Annotated in this window: 10 protein-coding genes; 1 reads left to right on the forward strand and 9 read right to left on the reverse strand. The window is 60.5% G+C overall.

All coding sequences use genetic code 11. From position 1 onward, the window contains the following. Positions 1-33 precede the first annotated feature (33 nt). From QMK32_RS19555 to QMK32_RS19595, 9 genes are all read right to left on the reverse strand, one after another. Entirely contained in the window at positions 34-2754 is a 2721-nt protein-coding gene (locus QMK32_RS19555; RefSeq protein WP_283476869.1) for a GAP1-N2 domain-containing protein, read from the reverse strand. Then, positions 2751-5162, reverse strand: a complete 2412-nt coding sequence (locus tag QMK32_RS19560) for a SaeA-related protein (protein ID WP_136171562.1) — start codon at positions 5160-5162, stop codon at positions 2751-2753. The genes QMK32_RS19555 and QMK32_RS19560 overlap by 4 nt, the downstream gene beginning before the upstream one ends. 1 nt (position 5163) lies before the next feature. Further along, positions 5164-7872, reverse strand: a complete 2709-nt coding sequence (locus QMK32_RS19565; RefSeq protein ID WP_283476871.1) for a hypothetical protein — start codon at positions 7870-7872, stop codon at positions 5164-5166. Next, positions 7872-11477 carry a tubulin-like doman-containing protein gene (locus QMK32_RS19570; protein ID WP_283476873.1) on the reverse strand — a complete coding sequence of 1202 codons (3606 nt, stop codon included), beginning with the start codon at positions 11475-11477 and terminating at the stop codon, positions 7872-7874. The genes QMK32_RS19565 and QMK32_RS19570 overlap by 1 nt, the downstream gene beginning before the upstream one ends. Before the next feature lie 55 nt (positions 11478-11532). Further along, positions 11533-14319, reverse strand: a complete 2787-nt coding sequence (locus QMK32_RS19575; RefSeq protein WP_283476875.1) for a vWA domain-containing protein — start codon at positions 14317-14319, stop codon at positions 11533-11535. Next, positions 14316-14726, reverse strand: a complete 411-nt coding sequence (locus QMK32_RS19580) for a hypothetical protein (protein WP_269306118.1) — start codon at positions 14724-14726, stop codon at positions 14316-14318. Before QMK32_RS19580 ends, QMK32_RS19575 begins: the two co-directional genes overlap by 4 nt. Before the next feature lie 177 nt (positions 14727-14903). Beyond that, on the reverse strand, positions 14904-15479 hold the full coding sequence (locus tag QMK32_RS19585) for a TerD family protein (protein ID WP_269306117.1): 576 nt from the start codon (positions 15477-15479) through the stop codon (positions 14904-14906). Between the two features lie 133 nt (positions 15480-15612). Beyond that, positions 15613-16461, reverse strand: a complete 849-nt coding sequence (locus QMK32_RS19590; protein WP_283476878.1) for a hypothetical protein — start codon at positions 16459-16461, stop codon at positions 15613-15615. A gap of 218 nt (positions 16462-16679) precedes the next feature. Next, complete coding sequence (locus tag QMK32_RS19595; RefSeq protein WP_283476881.1) at positions 16680-17114, reverse strand: hypothetical protein; 435 nt, start codon at positions 17112-17114, stop codon at positions 16680-16682. Positions 17115-17397: 283 nt separating this feature from the next. Here QMK32_RS19595 and QMK32_RS19600 point away from each other — a divergent pair, with 283 nt between their 5' ends. Further along, complete coding sequence (locus QMK32_RS19600) at positions 17398-17922, forward strand: DEAD/DEAH box helicase family protein (RefSeq protein WP_283476882.1); 525 nt, start codon at positions 17398-17400, stop codon at positions 17920-17922. The last annotated feature ends 118 nt before the right edge of the window (positions 17923-18040 follow it).

The following is an 18040-nucleotide window of genomic DNA, read 5'->3' on the forward strand; positions in this document are numbered from 1 at the left end:
TGTCCTTTCGATGATCCTGCATTGTTACATTGTCTACCACTGTGCCCCTCTATCTTCGCTTGGCCTGATATCCGAGATGTATCGACGAATACCGTGTGCCTCCAACCACTCCCCTACACAACGCGGGTAGTTCGCAAAGATTCTCTCGGCATCGTGTGCGGCCATGTCACGAACGAGAGGCCACATTGCATCGCGCAGTGAATCCGAGTCCGACGGTCCCGAATACAACTGTTTCCGGACAAGTTCGGATAAGAACTCGTCCTCCCTGGAGGGACGTGCCGATGGTCGCTGATAGCGCTGCTCGACGAAATCGATGAACGACTTACCTGCCATGCGAGACACATCGACGACACTCCGTGCCATCAAGGCACGAAGCTGACCGGACTGGGACTCGGCAGTCGCGATCAGATGCGAACGGCATTCGGCCGTATAAGCTGAAACATCATGCCCCATCGACTGTGCTACATAGAAAAGAAGTCCGAGTTTCTGCGAAAGATCCTGCGCTAGTTCTGATGCCGCAATACTGCGACCGAAGAGTTCGTTGTAGTCGTTCATGATCGGATCGAAGTAAGTGTCGATGAAATTCACGACAGCGGAGCGAGTCAAGTCACCCCAATCTGCCAGTCCACGCAACGCGCCCCACGCTATGGTCACCTGGTCGGACTTCACACGCCGACCATCAAGTTTCGGCCGGTGGCCCGCCGCAATGAGGTGCGCCAGGACCGTGGCCAAGTGAGCAGTGTCCTCCGCGTACAGAACCACTTGACGCGCGGCTTCGGGCGGAACGAATTCGCCGAATGTTTTGAACAGGGCACCGACGTCACTCGGCGACAACGCATTCAGTCGACACAGCGCACGAAGATCCTCGGATCGGTCACTCGGGTCGGCCCTTTCCCGTTGGTCATCGAGGATTCCCCACACGGCAAGGCCGGCATATTCCCGCACGTGAGCCCGTTCAGGAGGCGAGGCCCAATCAAGCATCAACGTGCTGTACACATACTCCAGGAACAACGCGACGTCGTAGGGATACTCGAGCTGATTCTTCTCATCGGCGATCTGACACAGTGCTGGAACGTCCAACTTCGATGGAGCGACCCATCGGATGACTTCCACCGAAAATCGGTGACCGAACCGAACCTCCCTCAGCCGCGGCATGGTCGCAAGAGTCCGACGGACGACTAAGCGCAAAGTACGCTCGTCCAGTCGACGACCTACTGTCGCGACGATCCTCGGTCCAGCTGCTGGATCCATCAATTCAGCTGCGACATTTTCGAAAACCTGGCACAACTGCTCGACGAGGTCGAAACTCACTGCCGCATCGGCATTGGTCGCTACGAGCACGTCTGCGATGCGAAGAAGGCGTACTGTCAGATCAGCTTTCTTAGCGAATCGATCACACGCCAAGCCTGAGAGTTCGCCGAGTAGCGCACTGATATCGGTCGAAAAGACAGACGGAGCCAAACCTGCGAACTCTGCTCCGATCTCGCCGGCGGGATGCAGGCTCATCCACTCGTCGTCGCGCACTGCAAGTCTGATCAGGCTGCTGAGAGCGCCGGTTGTATTGCGGCCGTGCGACTTCGAGCGAATAAGTGCGGCCATGGCCTCGACCGCGGACTGCGGCGCGAATTCGGCATCGATCTCGTCGGACACTTCCGCGAGTCGTGACTCGGGAAGAAGCGATCCCGGTCGATGCTCGGAGACTACTCTCGATGCCTCGCGCTTGACGTCTTCCAAGCTTGGGAACGACAGCACTGCGATCGCCAATGGCCACATCGGCGACAACCCTTCACCACCCGCCTCCTCCGCTATAGCGTCCTGAAGTTCGACGACGGACAGAGCGGTCGCGTAGTCGCTCAGCGACGCTTGTGCCAGCATCGACCACGGCGTGACCTCGACCGAGACCCCGTGGTGCGTCCGATGCGGGACTCCGTCGAGCACTCCCAAAATCGGATCGTCCTGTGAGTCGAGGACAACTATGCCGCTGAGAGCTTGGAGGGACTCCTTCTCGGAATCCGGGGCGACGGTGAGATGAACTCTTCTCCCGATATTTTCAACAACCGCGCCCGCTCGATCGTGAGTGCTCCAGTTGAATCGCCTGCTCGTCGCCGGCGACATGAAAAAGCTGACAGCGCCGATCCACAGGGTGCCCGATTCCGAGTTCTCGGTCAGCAGCACCACCGGTGGTCCACCTTCCCACGCGTGTGCCACGGCATCGAGCAGAACCTGAAGCACCCCGAGGCGAAACACGCGGACGTCTGTCAAGAATGCAAGCACCTTCTCGCGGGTAATTGCACTGCCAGGTTCCGGAAGCGACGTCGAAGACACAACTGCGGATCTCGTGGCCGCCGGCCCGTACGGCATCGACCAGGAGGGCGACAACCACAGTTGAATAGGCCGAAAGGCCGGGATCGGATCGTCGATGGCACGGTCCAACACAACGTGCGCGAAGATGTTTCCCGGACGACCAGATCCATCGGTGCCTGCTTCGGCGATATGCCAGTAGGCCGCACCACCCGGTACCGCGGCGTACATCAACCGACGCTCGCGGCCTTCGATTGCTTCCGGCGTCGGATACCGTTCCAACACCGGCTGCAGATCGAATCGAGTCGACACCCAGGCCGTCAGAGCGTCACGCTCGGCCGGATCCAGGTCTCCTGAGACATCCTTGACTTGCCATCCGCCTCCACTACCCGAGCCGTCGTCGAACGACGTGTAGATCAGGTGTGCGAAACGTGTCGGAGCCGACGGTGTCACCGGTCCGGTCTCGCATCGGTCTCCAAGAGAAGCTGTGCGACAGGCGGGTCCAGCAACGCATACGACTTCGCTCGCGCCGAATCGATGTCCAAGAACAATCTGACATATCCGCGGCGGTTGGTTGCGTCTGCACTCCATCCGGTCGGAGTCCACTGTGGGACCAAGCGTGGGGGAAGAAACTGCCGCATCTCGCGACCGGAATGATCGTTCTGATCGCTCAACAGCAGAGCCTCACCGTCTCGTGCGCTGAGGGGCAGCCTTTCGTGGTTGTAGACCAACGTGAACGGGGCAGGGGGCTCCAGGTCGCCATCGGCGCCCATTGTGATCTCCAGACGGGTTCCACCGTTCGGTGTCACAATTCGATTGAGCAGATACCAAATACTTGCGAGACCTTTGTAGTCCAAAGTGGTTACCGTGCCGGCCACCCGTTCACCGCGCGAGTACGCGATCGGAACGAGATGTACAGAACAACCTCCGGGTGGTAGCCGCTTGAAGGACAAACCCCCGTCGCGCTTGTACTGGGTCGCCGAAATCTCCAGATTCGGTTGACTTTCCAGCAGATTTTCGGGCACATGATTTCTAGGCCCGTAGTACGCGTACACACTCGCTGCTGCCTTCGGCCAGCCAAAGGTCACCAGCTGGTTTGCGCAACGCTCCACTATCCGCGCGTCGGTTACCGGCGAGATCGGGCGGGTCTGCACGGTCGTCTTCCCGACGCGAGCCGAACCGTTGAGAAGGGTGACCGGTGTGAGATACGCGCGGTCCCAGCCCGCAGGCCAGGGAATTCTCCGCATCCGCGACGTGCCACCCTCACCAGCCTCGATAGGTTGAGCGAGTTGCGTTTGGCGAGACAAGCCCTCTACTTCGATTGAACCTTCCGCCAGGACTGCGAAACGCAGTCCAGCGTCGGGTGGAGTCTCGGTGCGATAAACGAGAACATGGCCGGATTCGGGTGTCGTCCAAACCAGTTCGAAGGAGGGCTTGTTCGGATCCTGGTCCGGGTGGACTGTGAGGTCTTCCACTGGTTCGAGAACGACGGAAACCAGAATCTCGCCCTGCGACGGCGCGGATTGTCGCACGCCATCAGCGACCGATACCTCGGAGATTGCCCGATACAAGTACCTTTGGCCACGCACCACATCTTCGTCGACGAAGCCGGTGAGGTTGTCGGCGTGTTGTTCGATCTGGTATCGGGGATCGTTGGATACCGGGGACATACCGTCCAGGGGAATTCGATAGATACGCACAGCTCTGGTCCCCTGGAAAGCCGACCATCGGCCGATCACCCGGCCCACGTCCTCGGTGAGCTCGAATCCCGTCACAGGACTTACCGCTTCGCCGTACGCAATCTTGTCGGGCTGTTGCCTCGTCGCGTCCGCAGCATCATGTCCGCGATGGCACCACACCTGATAGTTGCGGACTGCAGACGTCGGCGGTCGGTCGTCGACCCACGTCGTAAGTGATGTCACGCCCAGGAGCTCACCTGCTTCAGGCTTGTACGGTGCGTTGATCTCACCCGAGATCACACGATAGATGGCGATCGAGCCGTCTGCATCGGGGTGCGGTGACCATGACAACCGGCGCCCGTCACCGGCGTTGGATACCTTCAGTGGCTCGGGTTGGAACGTGCTCTCGAAGTTGTACTCGCAGAAGTCCGAGGACTCGAGACCACTGAACTCGGACTTGTCTGGAAGAGCGGGCGACGGTGTCGACGCTTGCGGCTCGTCCTTTCTTCCGTGGCGCGCGGTCCCCGGCGGGACGACAAAAGTTGGGGCGGGATCCACCCTGGTGCTTTCCTCGACCGGGGCAACAGCACTCGGCACTTCGGCTTCCGCTTTCGTATCCTTTGCACCTGCGTTCGAGAAGACCTCGGCGATACTCCCCGCCAAGGACACCGATGGTCCTCGCAACTGCTTGCGAATCTGCGTCGCTGAGGTATGGCCGTACTTGATCAGGTTGTGAAACGTGACGTCCTTGATCGACGCTGCAGCGGTATCGCCTGCTGCAATCCGGTCCGCTCGCCACGCCAACAACGCGTCGATAGGTGTCCGCTCCCCTGCTTTGGTGTCCGGCGCTTTCGGAGTCGGCTTCTCGATGTCCGGGGACGTGGAGCTGGAGGTGGCGATCGGGGGCTTGGCCGGACCGCTTCGCGGAGTTCGTAGCTCCTCCGGGAGGTGGCGGAGCACCTCCAACGGGTCCATCCCGAACTTGATCTGGTGATTGATATGAGTGATCGTGTCGGCCCAGTCGGACGCCGCGGGTGACACTCCTGACTTCGACCACCCGTCGGGATCGCTCGAGATCGTCTGTATGTCGCGGGCAGTCGGAACACCGAAACCCACGCCTGCTGCGGCCTGTGCCCACTGGGTCAACGCCGTGGAGCGTCGAGCCTGCTTATCTGTCGCCATGTCAGAATCTGAACTCTCTGTTCTGCGGTGGGTCGTAGCTTTCGGGAGCGTCAACCGGCCTCGACTCTGCGACGCTGTGACGGTCGGGCATCTCCGGGACCGTCCAGTCCTGTGCGGCCACAACCGTCGTATCGCCCGATCCGACGGTCAACTGGTCGACGGACAGTCCGTCGCTGATCTGTGTTGCAACGCTGACCGTCCCGATACCGGCCCAACCACGCTGCCGGACATCGTCCTTGACTGCAGTCATACCTTGTGTGGTTGCAAGGTCGGTGACCATTCCGCGATCGAAATGATCGACTCGTCCCTGGCCAGGTGCGTCCGCGACCCCTGCCAGGAAGTCGTTCAATGGCACGAATGTTTTGGTGCCGTCGAGAAGAACTTCGATTTGTCCGGTAAGCGACTGCACGAGTTCCGACTTCGGACCCATCAGGTTCGTCCGCGCCTTGTCCCACATCAATGCGGCACCGGTAGAGGCGAACGATCCTCGAAAGAAGTCTCTCGACCAACGGTCCAATGAGGACGCAGATCCGCTTCCCGGAGCTCGCCACAACAGCGTCGGATCGGCTTTGATATCTCGACCATCGCTACCCAAGGACTCTCCGGCGTTGACCATTGCCCGCTCCCAGGGCGTACTGAGCCAGCCCAGACCGAACAGATCCTGCCGGAGGTATTCCGCGGTGCTCGCCAGCTGATCTGGGTGTGGATTCGCATACCCGATGGCTGTGTTCTTGGGTAGACCCCACGCAATCCTGCCCTCATGCGACCGCTGAAAGGTGTTCGGCCCCAATGGTTCAGCGAGGAACGCGCCCAGCGCTCGACTCCATGAGAGGTACTGAGAGTAAGCGTCGCTCAACCGATCCAAATCGCGTAGTGCAGTTCTGAGATTCGCCTCGTCCGCCTGCTCGTTCGCTGCTGCAGTTTTACGTCTGTTCAGGTCCTGGAACAGGTCGCGTTGCCCTCGCAGGAACACAGACACGAGTACGACGATCCACAGAACAATCGATCCCACGATGACGAGGGCGCCGATCCACCAGTCGAACCATGCTTGCGCGATCCCGACCGCCGACGCCGCGATCACCAACACCAGGATCACCGACGTGATCTGAATCCACCGCGCAAGTTTGTTGTGTCCCTTACTCTCTGCGGGTGCCGGTCTGTCTGCGTGCGCCCGGAGCCTCGCCAGCAAGTCCTTGACTTCACGATGGCGGTCGTCGAAGTTGCGCGCGAGTGTGGTGCCCACAGCAACGGCGAAACTATTGCCCGTCCGCGAGCGCCACTCGTCGAGTGCTGAGCCGGTCCGGCGCGCTTCGATACCCAACGACGCGTCCTGGTCGAATTCGCTCAACCGGCTTCGAAGCTGGCTCGCACCGATCACGTCGGTCGCGTCGACACTGTCGACTTCGACCGTCGCGGCAACGACACCAGGGATGCGATCGAATTGTTCGGCCGGCCCCGGTACTACGTCCGATGCCCGTCGTAGGACACCTCGGCTCGCGCCGATCTGCACTGGCGGCAACTCGGCGGACCTTGCACCCCCATCTGCAAGAGTCATCGCAGCACGTGAGTAGTCCTGCCAAAGGTCGGAGAGGTCCGCGCGCGCAGCATGGTGTCGATCGTCGTCCATCGACTCTATGGAACTGCGCAGTTGGTGCGTGGCCGAACCTACCTGGAACCAGCTGGCCGACCGCCCCTGTGTTGTGCGACCGTTGGCCACCACCTCGTAGGCAGACGGATTCTCGCCGAACACCGTTGAGTGAACGGCTCCGGCGACGGAGGAAGAGACGCTGTCGACTACACGTGCATACCAAGCCGCAGGTGCATTGCGGAGCGCTGCACCGAGAAACGAAAAGAACATCTTCAAAGCAGCCCAGAATCCAATGATCTGGGTCTGCTCGACGGCATAGGGGACGCGGTCACCCATCAGTACTGCGCGATGCTTGTCCCACAGATTGCGGGCCATCGTGTGCGTCGCCAGCTGTACATCATCGATGTACGTGACGGGCGCGCCACCTTCGCGGGGTAGAGGCAATTGGCCGTCTTGTTCGAATATCTGTCTGCGCAGCGAATTTTCGACCTCCGAAGTGTCCAAACGTCGGTAGAACGAGCGCGTAAGGCTGAGTAAGTTGCCGGGAAGGACGGGCTTGTCATCGAAGGGGGCATGTTCGACGTCGGCCCATAGCCCGGACACAGCCGCCACAACCGGCGCCGCATGGCGTCCGATTTCGAGACCGTTGTCCTCGGCGGAGAGTGCGATGTGCCCCATACCCGGGCCGCGTGCATCTTCTGGAGCGATCAGGATGTTGTGCCAACCGTCGAGCGCCAAAACCGTGTTGGTGGGCGGTACACAACCTGGTCGGCCGAGGAGCAACCGCAACCGCACGACGCGAGCTCCACCCGAGGTCGAGGCCAACAACTCGGCTACTCGGCGCTCTGTATCGATGCTCAATGCCGGAGACTGTCCGGTAAGAGGCACGAGCACGGACAGTCGGAGCGTGAGAATCCGTTGCGAAGCAACGACTTCCTCGATCGTGGTGTCGTACTCGCGACCGTGCTCGACCCTGGTTGCGGCCACTGGCGAACGATCCGCCTCCGAACCGTCCACCCATAGGAACGGGCGTATCAACCCGACTGCAGAGAGATCCTTCAGAACATCTTTGATCCCACCGGCAACACCGGGGGTCGCAAGAAAAACAGTAAGTGCAGCCATCAGTTCGTTCCTCGTTGTGGGATCTCGAACGAGTCCGCACCGGTCGACCACGATCCGACCGGAGGCGCGGGAGGCGGTGTGTCGGTACTTCGAGACGGTTCGAGTGCAGCGGCGAGGCATTCGTCGATCAGCGAAATCAACTTACCGGTGCCCCAGAACACATCTGGTGCCAGATCCCTGTAGATAGGAGTTTTCGTTGCTTGCGCCCGAACGGTGATGTTGGAGAAGACTCCGCCACCGACGGCGCCTGCCTCGCCGACGGCCCCGCCAGAGCCAGCAGGCATGTAGTGCTTGCCTACGAAGGCACGCTCCTCCTCGAGCCAGGCCTTCGTTCTGGCGGCGCGATCCTGTGGAGTGACAGATTCACCGGTATCGGCAACTGCCGAGGCCAAACCGGTTCCGGTGTTTCCGGTCCGGAGCCAGTCGGTCAGGTGTGCAGCTGCTGACAAAGCGAAGATGCCGCTGACCTCGTCCTCGGTCGAGGAGTCGTAGAGTCTTCTGAGCGCACGGTAGGGCTGCATCGACGACATCACCGGCGGTTCGTGCGACTGAGCCATCGCCAACAAAACCGACTCGATCACAGCCGGCAGCCAATCGTAGTCGGCAGCGAACTCCGATGGTGGAGTCAGCAACGGGTTCGGAAAGTTGAGCCATCTCCCAGCCTCACCGTCCCAGATCCGTGCCGGTTCGATGAACGGCGATTTCGGGAGGAAGATTCGTCCGAGGATCTGCCCGAGCAGCCAGCCTCCGACCATCGCTTGACGCTCGGACTGGTGCATCGGCAACGAGGCAGCCAACGGACGTGCACGACGCAAGTGCCAGAACGCCTTACGCTGCGACGGCGAAGACTCCAGCCACTGTCGGGAGGCCGGACCGATTACCGAGTTGTATGCGAGCGGGGAGTAGTTGGGGTACGAACCGAAGATGTCGATCCGCTTGATCTGCTTCTCATCGGTCAGTGCGTTGACCAGAACGTCCTTGGTCGTCTGGTCTATCCGCACACTTCGTTCGAGTTCGGCGGAGAGGTCGTCGGCAATACTCTGTCCGTCGAACGGGATCGCTGAGAACTTGAAGCGGTACTTCATCTGCTGGTCGTTGTGAATCGCTTGCATCGCAGTCTCGTTGACGCTGGCCAGGGGTCTTGCGAGCGCGATGGCTTCACCGAACTTCGACACCAGGTCTCGACGTCGACCTGCCAGTTCCGATTCGGCGGCACCTCCCCCGGTGACGAAGTCGTGCAAGGAAACCGAGCAGAATTTGTCGAATGATTCTCCGGTGCGGCTGACGAACTTGCGGGCTCTGGCGAGCAGCTCGTGAGGCCGGGTGTGCACGTTGTATGCCGCGGGTGAGGAGATGATGGACTCTCCGCTTGCTGGGTTCGTCGGAAAGACCCGTGAGCGCCACGACGCGGTGCGTTCGACGAGCCGAACTGTCTCCCCCGGTGCACGACTGCCGTCGATGGTGGGCCACAGGCCTGTGATGAACTGAGCCGCCGCCCGAGCGACGGAGTCACCGAACGCTCGCCGATCCGTTGCACTGCTTCCGGTCGCGGCAGGAAGATCCAGCTCGTATCGCATCTTGAAGTCGCTCGAACTGGTCAGCATCACTTCGTTGTTCGCCTCGGCGAACCGAGACGGAACCTTTTCGTCCGAATCGGACGGCCACGCCGCATATTGATCGGTCTGTAATCGAGCCAGACCGAGATCCCGCGGTTGTTCCACCGATGCTTGCCGAAGCAGTGTGTGAGATTCGTTCAGCGCAGCTACCAAGGGGTCGAACACCTCGGCGACCATCGCGCCCGACGCTGCGCTCAGGTGCGACGAAAGCGTCGCGTAGATCTGACGCTCTACGATACGGCGGGTGCCGTCGAGCACGCTCACGACGACTTCTTGGGCGTTCGACAAAGTGCCCTTGAGCGCAGCCAAGGTTGCACGTACGTCTTCTGGTGGTTCGGCGATGTCTCCCGGTGCCTGCTTCGCGAGGTCCTGTGCCGTCGGCAAAACCACGTTCTGCATGTACTTCGACACCCGCTTGACGAGAGCCGTCGCATAAGGAAGGCCGAGTTCGGCTACAGCGTCGCCAACGACCTGCTCGAGTTTGTCCGCAAAGTCGAGGTGCCAACGGAACGCTGCCGAGTAAGCGGCGTTCTGGGCACCGGAGAGCAACGCCGATCGCCTGCCGTTGAGGTTCCGATGGACCTCCGGGACCCACGCAGCAGCATTGAGACCGTTGCCGGACGGAATGTAGTCGCGGAGCGAGTCGTCGATCACGTGGGTTGCGAGCGTCGACACTTCGGACCGGGGTAGGACCGTCGTCGTGATCCACATTCCGATGTCCTGGGGAAGAGCGTTCGCGTCTGTGTGCCCGGTCGGAAGCCCCAGCGCTGCACAGATGTTGCCCCACTGATTGTCGAGAACTGCTGCGGCCTGCTCATCCTCCGATGCGCGATTCCCCGGCTGCACATGTCCACGGAGCAGCTTGTCCGCGCTCGCTCGTGCGAGTCGCTGGGATGAATACTCGGCGTAACGATCACGGCCCATACTCAGACTCGCAAATCCGAACGATCCCCACGGCAACGTGTTCCAGGTCTTGTTTCCCCAGCCGAGGTACTCACGGCTGCCTGCGATTCCACCACCGTTGGTCAGATCCCACTCGACGAATTGCTGGGTGGCCGACTGGCTCATCATCAGCGCCGACAGTCCTCGGCCGAGACCACGGTAGATCGCGTTGGGGGTACCGTCGCCGAACAGCGTCTGTTCGGCACCGACGTATCGGCCCACTGGGAACACCCGGGCGAAGGGAATGAGTTCCCCTTCACCGTTCTGCTGTCCGAGTGCGCGAAGAATCGAGACATCGTGGTCTCGTGCGGATCCCGTTTGGCTGGCCACGATTTCACCGAGCATGGCGAGCGCATTGGCGCGGACTCCGGTAGTGGCGGAGGCGTCGAGACCGTCGAAAATATCCGGAGCGACCATGAACACCCCCATGAGCCGCGGATCGACTCCAGTGATCAGGGTGAGCAAGCGACAAATGTCCAATGCCATCGATGCCCCAGCACCACCTGCCATCGACGAGACAACCAGAACGACAGGCCGTTCACCTGGGTCGTACTTGCCGGCACCCGGAATATCGAGATTTCGCATCTCTGTATCGGTCTCTACGAGATTGAGCTTGCCCCAAGCAGTTTCGAGCCGTTCCCGAACCGAAGCCGCACGACTCAAAGTGATCATGCGGCCGAGAGCGCGGAATTGTCCTGCTCCGGTGCTCAGCGGAGTGTGTACCGCAGACGGATCACGAGGTGCCCAGGTCGCGATGGAGTCGAGGCGCTGTTTACCGATGAATTGTTGGCTCATCGCATTGTCGAGAACGCTGTAGCTGTCGCTCTGTGGACCCGTTCCGACGTAGGTGCCGCCTTGATCACGGACATGCCCCATTCCGTCGGGCCCGGGCGAAGGAGCCGTCGGAACATCGAGATGGATGAACTGCCATCCGGCTGGAATACCTTCGATGCCGTGGGAGGCGAGGTCGGAGCGGAGCTGATCCATCATGTACGCCAGCGTGGCTCCACCGGAACCGCCGCATCCGACGACGAGAAAACGCCTCATTCGTCTACCTCTCCATTAGCTGATTTACGCATTTTCGGTGCTCTTGTACGTGCTGTCATCGACCGTCGCCGAAAGGATCGAATGGCTTACTGGACGGGCCCGATTGCGTCGGTCCCTGGCCTCCGGAAGGTCCACCGAACGGTTCCTGGGTTCGAGGGGTGGGCGTAGTCCTGCTGGGTCCGCCACCGAATGGGTCATTGTTACCGGCGCTGGACGGGGAGATGCTGCCGCCCCCGAAGGGATCGAATCCGGACGGGCCGGCGGCCGGCGGCGTCGGTGCCGAAGGATTCGAATCAGGGTTGATGGAAGAACGAAGCGTCGCCAGCACATTGGGCAATCGGTTCGTCATGTCTTCGACGACCGACCGCCGAACGGTAGGGCCTGCGTCGTCACCGATCAACAACACGACCGTGGCCGAGTCTGCGGGGCCTTGCGGATCATGAAGTACAACCCAGGTGTTGTGGACCGCCAAAGGCAGTCTTGCCTCTAAATTCTTGCCGTGTGTCGCCGGTATAACGGACGAGGCGCCTACACGCCCCGGCGAAGATACCGTCACGAATCCCGCTCCGACAGGTGACCATCCAACATGTGTACGTAGCTGGACGCCGGCGACATCGAGCGATCGTGCCGGCGAATCGAGACCACGGACGACCTCGATCAGGTCGCGATCGGTCAATGCAAAAGGTGAACCGCTGCGAAGGACCGTGCTGCCCGCGATCGTGACGGGGAACTGCTGCCCTTTGAGTGTGCGAGCAGGAATTTTCGCCGTGTACCACTTTCCGCCGTACAACATCAGCAGTGGGATACCCGGGCCGAGCAGGAGTGCAACGAGCAGGGCAAGTAGAGCGTTGCTGGTATCGAGGGGCTTTTCCAGTTCTGCCCGGAATTCGACGTCGATGGGCAACGCACGGTCTGCTTCTCCGTTGGGGGCGACCATCAACTGCACGGTTCCGTTGATCGGACCATTGGCTGCGTTCTCCACCTGCAGTGCGAGTGGGAATGTACCGTCCTGGCCATCACCGAGCTCCTGGCAAGAGTCGACGGTTGCAGCTCCCGAGGTCGATACACCGACACTCCCGACACCGTCCGGCGACCCGAGGATTGCCGCCGTCATCTCTTGCGGCAGCCAGACACACCCTGGACCGGTGACCGGCAGATCAGCCGAGAACGTCCCTGCGCCTTCGAGGGTGCCGAAGTCGACGGTCCGCGGCAAGGCCGGAAAGCCGATCGGTGGTGCAACGGCCAACGGGATGTCGACGGACTGTGGTGCGAGAGCCGTCCCGGGTTCGATGGCGCCACTCGGTGTCGTAGCGTCCGCTGTAGTCACATCGAGAGTAAGGCGCACGGTTGCCTGTCCTGGGGCAACGTCGGTCAAGTCCAGTCGCAGGGGCTCGGAGATCTGGTCCTTCGGGATGCTCGCACCGACGACTGTCTGTTGTCCGTCGCTCTCGATCAGAGTGGCTGACAGGGTGGCAGTTCCGAGCAACGCATTCGGATCTACCTCGTTTCGAGCCGCATCGACGATACCGAGATCGACTGGCACATCCGATTCGCCACTGTGAATAGCGGTAGTGCGTTGCCCTTTCCACTCGGGAAATAGATTTCCTGAGATATGGATATTCGATTTGGAGCGAGCTCCTGCAGCATCGCCCGTCGGATCGACGAAAGCCAAAGCCCACACGCCTTGCCACTGTTCGGCACCTGGATTGGCCATGTCGAAGGACAGGGTTCTTGCCGACTGCCAGCGGTAGGCGACGTCCACACCCGCAACATTTGCAGTCACATCTGCCTCTGATGTCGGAAGTGGCAGCTCGGAGCCATCCGGCGCAACCAGTGTCGGTATCAACCCTGGGACATCTGCCGAGGCCAGTACGGATACGGAATCGATCGAATCGTCGAGTACGAACCGATGTTTCCCTTCTTCACACACGGTGAGGGCACAAACCCCGGATTCGCGAGTGAGCGGTGCTTGACCGGGCGTGGAGAAGGCATCGAACGCAAAGAGCAGGTCGTCGATGTTCTGAGCCAGGTAGAAGTCACCAGGGCTGGGTGTCGTGATGTTGCCGCATAGTGCCGAGCCGGTGCGCTCACCGGTCGCGATCGATCGCATCACATCGAAGTCCGCTGGAGATGCTGTACCCGCGGCGAGGCCGATACCGAACAGTACAACGCCTGACGAACGGAGCTGATCGGCCACACCACCGGGGCGACAGATGGACTCAGTGGCTGCCCCCACCACGCGCGTCACGTCTTCAGCAGTATCGAGCGGCTGATCGGGAGCGTATGGCTTGCGTGTATCGCTGCGCGAGGTGAAGTCGATCTTGCCATCCGAGAACCATGCAACTGCTTGACAGGGGTCTACCCCGTCGGCGGCCTGAGTCTGGTCCGCGAGCGACGCTCGAGCGCCATCCAGCGCCAACCAGTAGTCGGTGTCGATTCCGTTTGTGCGATCACGAAACTCGTCGACCGAACTTTTGAGTGCCGGAAGAGTTCCTGAGCCAAGGGGTGTCCAGTTGGATTCGACAGAGTAGGTATCGGCAAACCCCGCTATCGCGACATCGAGATCGATCCCTGACGAATCTTGGAATTTCGCGAGTTGATCCAGCAGATAGTTGGCCGACGTGATTCGCGCGCCGTCCGGATCTGATGTTTGGAGGCTCGAAGATTCATCGATCATGAGTAGTAAGTCGCCGCTGCGCTGCGCCGCGAGGCATGCGCCGAAGTCCGATACCGCGGCACCGCCGGGAGCGGCAGCCGCCACTGGTGCCAAAGCGATCGCCACCGTGGCGCCGAGCCCTACCAATGCAGCGGTGAGTAGTGCGCTGGCTTTCGCTTTGTTCACAGTCGACCAATCCAGTCAGCGATGCGCAGCGCGCAGACAATTATTCCGATTGCCGCGATAGCCAGGACGGCCCAGTACGCCGGCCGGATCCACGTTGGTTCGGCGTAGACAGGACGTGCCCTCCGATTGGTGTCCAGCAGAGTGAATGCCGACAGCACCCCTATCGCTGCTGGCCCGGCGAGCACCCATCCGATTACCGCCAGCGGGCCGGAGGCTCCGAGCGCGACTCCCACGACAAGACCGATCAACGCAAGTGCACCGGAAGCCAAGAGGTAGGCCGAGGGTGGACCTGCGACCGAAAGCGAGGAGCTCGGTTGGACGCCAGCCGGCTGATGAGACGGCAGAGGCGGTGGTGAACCGGATCCTCTGTCGTTGCCGTAACCGAACGGATCCGGTGATGAAGCCAATGCGTGGTCTCCTCAGACTGACTCGGGTTCGCAGACGATGACGCAACGCGAACCGTTTCCCGAGGAATCGACGATTCTATCTATTGCGTTACTGCTGAGACTCATTCGTAATGAATTCATCGGCGATGGCGGGCGTTTCAAGTGCCGGCCGACCGCATCGGCGGCCTATGGCCTACCTCAGACGTTGATTCCGAAGTCGCGGGCGATTCCGGCCAGACCCGAAGCATAACCTTGGCCGACGGCTCGGAACTTCCATTCCTCAGCGTGCCGATACAGCTCACCGAACACCATTGCTGTTTCGGTGGAGGCATCTTCGCTCAGATCGAATCGAGCCAGTTCGCGTCCGTCCGCCTTGTCCACGACGCGAATGAACGCGTTGACTACCTGCCCGAAGTTCTGTCCGAGTTCTTCGGCAGCGTGAATCGAAACGGGGAACACAATGGATACGATCTCGGGAGACAATGCGGCGAGGTCGATGTCGATGCTTTCGTCGTCACCCTCGCCCTCACCGGTTCTGTTGTCGCCGGTGTGCACGATGGCCCCGTCAGGCGACTTCAGATTGTTGTAGAAGACGAAAAAGAGCTCGTTGAGAACCTTCTTGTTGCCCCCGAGAGCAATGGCGCTTGCGTCGAGATCGTAGTCACCACCTGTGGTCGACCTGACATCCCAGCCCAGTCCGATAGTAACGGCGGTGAGACTCGGTGCCTGCTTACTCAGGGAGACGTTTCCACCCTTGGCCAAGGTCACGCTCATGATCCGACTCCTTCTTCGACGCAGAGATCGAGATCGATCGTTTTGGACTACATACGAGCACAGCTCTTTACTTTTAACAGATAAATGCTTTGCGAACACTGTGAACAGTCACAATTAGTCCGTTTGAATGACCCTAAGATGTCACGCCGAACACGACAAACAAAGCGGCACCGAGAACGATCCCAACCGGAAGCCAGTTCCTCTCCGCAAACCCGAACCTGGGAGTCGTGCCTGCCGACTTCGCGCGTCGCCGGATCGAGTTGCGTCGTGCCCTCGACAAGGCGAGGAGTGGGATCAGTAGCAAAGACAGATACAGCGCCACCAGCGAGATGTTGTCACTATCAGCAAAAGCACCCGCCACCACACCGAGTGAAAAGAACGCGATGAAAGCCCAGGCTGGAATCGTCTTCCAGAGTGGTACCAGACGCTTCCGCGAAGGCGCCTGCCCCTCGAGGATTACGTCCGCTGACGGGGTTTTCACCGAGCATTCAGTGGTTTCGACGTTCTCTGAGAGCTCCGATGTAAGCGGTGGCTGGGAGGTCGGTCCCGGCGGCCCGAACCCTTGGGCAGCCGTTGGCTCTACCCACGGTGTGGTGAATGGGTCGTAAACGTCGACTGTTGGACGTTCGATTGTCCGCGCGTCGGCGATGGAGTTCACTCGAGCGACGACGAAGTCTGCATCCGAAGCCTTCACCGTTGCGACGGTCCGTGGCTCTCTTCCATCGGCGTATACCACCAGAGTGCGACCTGCGGCACGCATCTTGATCTCGCAGCCACCGATCTCGAGTGCACTTATCTCAACCAGCGGCCCCTTGGAATCCAGGCTCGAGCTCGAGAAGAGAAGCAAACGACGGTTTGTGACGGCCATTCCGTCGGCCAGCGGTCTGAGCGAGCTGACCCGTGCAAACGCACGTATTTGTTCTCCCTCGAGGACAATACGGCCGAGGGACGCCATCCATTCGACAGCGTCTTTTTCCTTCATGCTCGGCGACAGCAGTGGCAGCATCATTGTCCTGTTCAGTCAGAGTCGATCAGGCAGGTAATCGGAAAACTGTTCCAATATGTTTCAAAGGATGGCGGTGTAACGCGCAACGGGTTGCGGCCGAAACCTCGAGTAGAGCGTGGGCACCAATTAGTCCCGCCCGAGTCGAATGCAGGCGTTTACTTGAAGCTCCGTAAAGTACCTCGTGGTTCCTCGCTTCATCTTCGCGCGGCTACCTTGGCAATCTCGTTGTCGCTGAGCGCTCTTCTGCTCGCGGGATGCTCGACCGACGACTCGAACGTGGAAACGAGCGACCCGGTGCAAGTCACCGTCCCGCCCCTCCCCAAGGTCGACACGACTACCCGACCGCCGACGACAACGGCGGCGACCACGACGCGCACTACAACTCCAACGGCGACCACAACGGCAGCTACCACGATCCCGCCGATGGTAACCACAGAATCACCGGTGTATGTGCCGCCGCCACCGGCATACACGCCGCCACCCCCTGCGTACACGCCTCCGCCACCGGCATACACGCCGCCGGCTGTACCTGTGCCCGACCCGTCCGAATCACTTCCTGGCGTCGTCCATCCCGGGTCATTCTGCGATGTGCCGGGTGCGCCGGGAGTAACCAAGGCCGGTACCGCCATGGTGTGCGGCCCAGCGAAGGATGGGCGCCTGCGATGGAAGAGCAGCTGACTACAGGGTGCAATTGACCCCGGACGCGCGGTCAAGAGATAGTAATGCCCGAGCAGCATCACTTCGGGCAAAGGCAGAATGACCATCTACACCGCATCGATCTCCAGAAACAGCGCACGCGACCCATTTTCGGTGTCGTTCAGGCATCCAGCACGTGTGGATCCGGCGACCGGACTACCTGGCAGGCGAGTGCGGCGGACTCTTGGAGTGCTTGAGGCGCACCATGCTGAGCGCATGGAGGAACAGCTCAACAAGCTGCTGTCCGACGAGGACTGGTGGGATCCCGCTGCACGTGAATACGCAGAGGGGACCTTTGATCCGGCCGTCATATCTGCTTTCTATGACAGCGCAGAACCACCAGCTCCAGGAGCTTCGCGGGACCTTCGCGAGGTTCACATGCCGTTGCCCGCTCTCGAAGATGACTATCGACGCGTTCTGATGATCGGGACAACCGGCGCTGGGAAAACAACAGTAATTCGCCAGATTTTGGGGACTGATCCGGATCGAGACCGATTCCCGTCGACATCGACGGCCAAAACTACTGTCGCGGATACTGAGATCATCGTCGCCGAGGGAACGTATAAAGCTGTTGTGACTTTCTTTTCTTCTGAGGAAGTGACAGACCATCTCATCGAGTGCGCGGTGAAGGCTGCGCTGGCGATCAGACGCGGCGTGACCGACCAGGACGTAAGGTCGGCGCTGCTCGACCACGAGAATCAGCGATTCCGTTTCAGCTACATCCTAGTGCGCCGCGCCTGAAGTATTTGGGCGGTTATGTTTGGTTGAATTGAACATGCGCGCAGCACCGTTGTCGATTCCCGATATCGATCGTGATCAGCTCGAGAAGTGGGTTCGGTCGTCCACCATCAGGGCCGGT

The sequence above is a fragment of the Rhodococcus sp. H29-C3 genome, assembly GCF_030063405.1.
Taxonomy (GTDB): Bacteria; Actinomycetota; Actinomycetes; order Mycobacteriales; family Mycobacteriaceae; genus Rhodococcoides.